The following is a 4,217-nucleotide window of genomic DNA, read 5'->3' as shown; positions in this document are numbered from 1 at the left end:
CGGGTAGACAGTGGGGGGCGAGTCCATACATAGCAGCTGGCGAAGCCTGCGTTCGACTGCGTAGCGGTCGCTGGCCAGAACAATGTGATGTCGGCTTGAAAAACAGGGCCGCTTCGCGCCCCAACGCAGGCTTCGCCAGCTGCTACAAAAACGCGTCCCGCCGATCCCTGTAGCCGCTGCCGAATGCAACGAGGCTGCGATTTTTCAACAAATTACCCCAAACTCAAGCCTTGCTCGCCGCCAGGTAAGTACCCAGCCGCTGCCCCATCTGTTCCCCCAACGCCTGCAAGCCACTCAACGGCCGGACCATGACTTCGAAATCGACAATCTTGCCTTCTTCGTTGAACCGGATCATGTCGATGCCCTTCAGCTCCTTTCCGTTCACGTTGGCGCTGAACTCCAGCACCACATTCAAACCATCCGCGGTGGCCAGTTCCCGGTGATATTTGAAATTCTCGAAGACGTCGAACACCGTGGTGAGAATCATCGCCACCACGGCGGCACCGGGGTAGGGCGTGTGCGCCATCGGCGAGCGGAAGACCACGTCGGGTGCCAGCAATTCGGGCAAGGCGTGCAAATCAGCGTTGGCAATCATCTGGTGCCACTGGCTCAAGGACGCCAAGGCGTTGGGGTGCAGGTTCAGCTCGGACATGTTCGACTCCTGTTTTTGTTGTTCTGCGAAGCCTGACGTTATACCAACCCTGATCTTCAAAGGGCAGGGGGTTGATGTCCGAGCATTTGCAATCCACAGGCTTCATACTTAATATACGTTTCATATGCATTTCATATTAGGCAAGGCAATGGGTATCGTAAAAATTTCAGAGCACATGCACGAGAATCTACGGGTCGCCAGCGATGCGTTGAGTCGCTCGATAAACGCCCAGGCCGAACACTGGATGCGCATCGGCATGCTGGCGGAGCTCCATCCAAATCTTGATCACAGTGACATCTGTCGCTTGCTGATTCGTGCCGAACTGGCAGGGGGGCTTGATTTGAAGGCGTTGGGTACGCTGGAGGAATTTCCTCGGGCAGATCAGGTTCATGCGGCCATGGGAGCCAAGCAATGAAGGCGCACGTCCCGATCAACACGCCGGCACAAATAGCACAGTCCCGTGTGGCGGGCATGCTGGCCGCCGAGGTGCTGGCGATGATTGCTCCTTACGTGAAGGCGGGAGTGACGACCGACGAGCTTGATCAGCGTTGCCACGACTACATCGTCAATGTGCAGAAAGCCATTCCCGGCAACGTCGGCTATCACGGATTCCCCAAAACGGTCTGTGCGTCCGTGAATCATGTGGTCTGCCATGGCATCCCGTCGAAGACGCCACTGAAGGATGGCGACATCGTCAACATCGACATTGCCGTGGTGAAGGATGGCTGGTTCGGCGACACCAGCCGCATGTACTGCGTGGGTGATCCCGCTCCGGACGCACTACGGCTGATCAACACCACTTATGAGGCGATGTGGGCCGGCATTCGCACGGTTCGCCCCGGCGCTACGCTGGGTGACATTGGTCACGCGATTCAGACGGTTGCGGAAAAAGACGGTTTCAGCGTCGTGCGCGAATACTGCGGTCACGGAATCGGCAAGGTTTATCACGATGAGCCGCAGATTCTTCACTATGGCTATCCCGGCCAGGGGATGACGCTCAAGACCGGCATGATCTTTACCATCGAACCCATGTTGAACGCCGGCAAACGCCATGTGAAAACCCTGGCGGATGGCTGGACCGTGGTCACCAAGGATCAGTCCCTCTCAGCGCAGTGGGAACACATGGTGGCGGTGACAGACGAGGGTTATCAGGTGTTGACGCCTTGGCCGGACAGTCCTGATACAGACTGACACAACACCTGTAGAAGCTGGCGAAGCCTGCGTTCGATTGCGTAGCAGTCGTAAATTCAGCAACTTGGTTTTTCACCTGACATTGCATAATCGTTTTACGACTGCTTCGCAATCGAACGCAGCCTTCGGCAGCTGCTACCTATTTATGTGGCAGCTAAAAACGTACCGGCGGTCAGACGGAGTGAATCTTCCGGGATGGATTCACTCGATGAACGGTGGAGGTTTGCTTCGCAATGGCGGTGATATCCGCCCGGGGCGCACTCAATGACATCGGTAGACGACTTCAGAACCAAATCTCACGAACTTCTAATCGAACTCGACGCCGCTACCATGGGCATGATGCAGCTGGTCTCCTCCAGATGTGTGACCGGGCCCGTATGGGAAGAGGCGACTCGACGGCATCACGATGCTTATGAGGTCTGGAACACCTTTCTCAACGTGCCAGAGTCAGGGGCGAGCCCGGATGCTCTCTGACCTTTGCCAGGAGCGACCGGGTTTTTCAACTGCTTGAAGATGACCGAAGCGGACCGGGTTACCCAGTCCGCACGGCGAGGTCAGCTTTGGCAGAACCGGATCCGGTTACCGAAAGGATCGTAGACCTCAAGGATCTTTCCCCAGCCCTGTTCAACGATATCCGGCCGTCCGTACCCGTAGCGTTTGCCCTGTAACTCGTCCCGCAGCAGTTCGATATTTTGCATCGGGACGAATATCGTCGAGCCAGGGCTCGCATCGCCATGATGCTCCGAGAGATGAAGGTGCAGGCCGTTGCGGCTGATGCCCAGGTACAGCGGTAGATCGGCTTCGAAACGGTGTTCGAATTCGACGCTGAACCCGAGGAAATCCAGGTAGAACTCACGCGCCTTGGCCTCGTCAAACATCCGCAAAATCGGGATGGCTTTGTCGAACGTTATCCCGGGCGTGGCGTTTTCCTGTGGCAGCAGCGCTGCTGCGGTGTTCCAGTCCTTGTAGCCCAACTGCTGCGCCACTGTTTCAAGCGCGGTGGCGTGGGACACCTCTTGATTGCGACCTTCCAGCGAAGTGCGCAACCGCTTGGCCATCTGCTTGGCTTGCTCGATTGAAATCATTGTTCCTCCTGTGGTCCAGGCATGTGGGTGCTCGCGTTGCCAAACCTCGACCGTCAAGAGAATCAACTGGATTTGGAGAGAAGAGATGCTTTCACCTGTCCTTTCGGAAGCGAGCGGCGGGCAGCATCGGCCCGGGCGGATGATACATCACTCCCACAACTACATCTTCACCAGTCACTGAACGGGTGTGCATGCCTGGTCACCTGTGGGAGCAAGCTTTGTTCCTACAATTGGATCTTCGTATCCACTGCTAGAATTGTTGTCTCAGTTCTATCCTGGAGAACCAAGATGATCAGTAAAAATACGATTTGTCTCTGGTACGACGGCACGGCTCTGGATGCAGCGACGTTTTATGCCAAGACGTTCCCGGACAGTGCCGTAGGGGCCGTCAATCGGGCGCCGGGTGATTATCCGGCGGGCAAGCAGGGCGATGTCTTGACGGTCGAGTTCACGGTGATGGGCATTCCTTGCCTCGGTCTGAACGGCGGGTCGGGGGTCACACACAACGAGGCGTTTTCATTTCAGGTGGCGACCGACGATCAGGCTGAAACGGACCGTTTGTGGGACGCGATCATCGGCAATGGCGGTAGGGAGAACGTCTGTGGCTGGTGCCAGGACAAGTGGGGTTTGTCCTGGCAGATCACGCCACGCATCTTGTCGACGGCTATCGCCAGCCCTGATCGAGCGGCGGCCAAGCGTGCCTTCGAAGCGATGATGCAGATGAAAAAAATCGACATCGCGGCGATTGAGGCGGCTCTGAAGGGGTGACCGGCGCTTGATCCGCACGATGTCGCGTACATGCCACAGGTTTTCAGAGGAGGTGCAGCATGGAGCGATTCAACGGTGGTTGCCTGTGTGGCAACGTTCGCCTCGAGGCGATTGGTCGGCCTTATCGGGTGGGCCTGTGTCATTGCCTCGACTGCCGCAAATACCACGGGGCACTGTTTCACGCGAGCGCCATTTTTCCTCAGGATGCGGTGACCATCGAGGGCGAAACACGGGACTACGCCGGTCGGTTTTTCTGCCCTCGTTGTGGCTCCTCGGTCTTTGCGCGCACCGACGATGAAATCGAAGTGAACCTGGGGTCCCTCGATGCACCGGACCAACTCACGCCGACCTACGAGAGCTGGATCGTGCGGCGTGAATCCTGGTTACCGTCGTTTCCGTTGACGAGACGGTATGAGCGCGATCGTGAAAATCCGGGTCGACTGGAGGAGTAGGTCTGCTCGCGATAGCGGCCTGACAGCCGACCATTCTGTCCCGAATGTCACCCGATCAAGTGTGGGAGC

General features: G+C 57.2%; 6 protein-coding genes. 4 read left to right on the top strand and 2 right to left on the bottom strand.

The features are described 5' to 3' along the window. Positions 1 to 223: 223 nt before the first annotated feature. Positions 224 to 652 (bottom strand): nuclear transport factor 2 family protein, encoded by a 429-nt coding sequence (locus tag AC3ZVB_RS29220; RefSeq protein WP_194693426.1) that lies wholly within the window; start codon positions 650 to 652, stop codon positions 224 to 226. 148 nt (positions 653 to 800) lie between these two features. On the opposite strand from AC3ZVB_RS29220, the gene AC3ZVB_RS29215 reads away from it, so the two are divergent. Together AC3ZVB_RS29215 and map are read left to right on the top strand one after the other, a co-directional pair. Continuing rightward, positions 801 to 1,067 (top strand): ParD-like family protein, encoded by a 267-nt coding sequence (locus AC3ZVB_RS29215; RefSeq protein ID WP_194693425.1) that lies wholly within the window; start codon positions 801 to 803, stop codon positions 1,065 to 1,067. Next, a complete protein-coding gene (gene map / locus AC3ZVB_RS29210; RefSeq protein ID WP_490148505.1) occupies positions 1,064 to 1,843 on the top strand; it encodes a type I methionyl aminopeptidase in 780 nt (259 codons plus the stop codon). The genes AC3ZVB_RS29215 and map overlap by 4 nt, the downstream gene beginning before the upstream one ends. A 554-nt stretch (positions 1,844 to 2,397) precedes the next feature. Here map and AC3ZVB_RS29205 read toward each other — a convergent pair. Further along, positions 2,398 to 2,928, bottom strand: a complete 531-nt coding sequence (locus tag AC3ZVB_RS29205) for a glyoxalase superfamily protein (protein ID WP_162440672.1) — start codon at positions 2,926 to 2,928, stop codon at positions 2,398 to 2,400. Between the two features lie 288 nt (positions 2,929 to 3,216). Here AC3ZVB_RS29205 and AC3ZVB_RS29200 point away from each other — a divergent pair, with 288 nt between their 5' ends. Together AC3ZVB_RS29200 and AC3ZVB_RS29195 are read left to right on the top strand one after the other, a co-directional pair. Then, positions 3,217 to 3,696: a VOC family protein gene (locus AC3ZVB_RS29200; RefSeq protein ID WP_490148504.1), complete on the top strand. Its 480-nt coding sequence runs from the start codon at positions 3,217 to 3,219 to the stop codon at positions 3,694 to 3,696. A gap of 59 nt (positions 3,697 to 3,755) precedes the next feature. Then, the gene (locus AC3ZVB_RS29195; protein WP_490148503.1) at positions 3,756 to 4,148 is read left to right on the top strand and encodes a GFA family protein; all 393 of its coding nucleotides are present in this window, start codon (positions 3,756 to 3,758) and stop codon (positions 4,146 to 4,148) included. Positions 4,149 to 4,217 lie beyond the last annotated feature (69 nt).

The sequence above is a fragment of the Pseudomonas sp. MDV22-iso1 genome (assembly GCF_058145095.1).
Note: the sequence above shows the minus strand (reverse complement) of the source record. Positions and strands in the feature narration are given on the sequence as shown.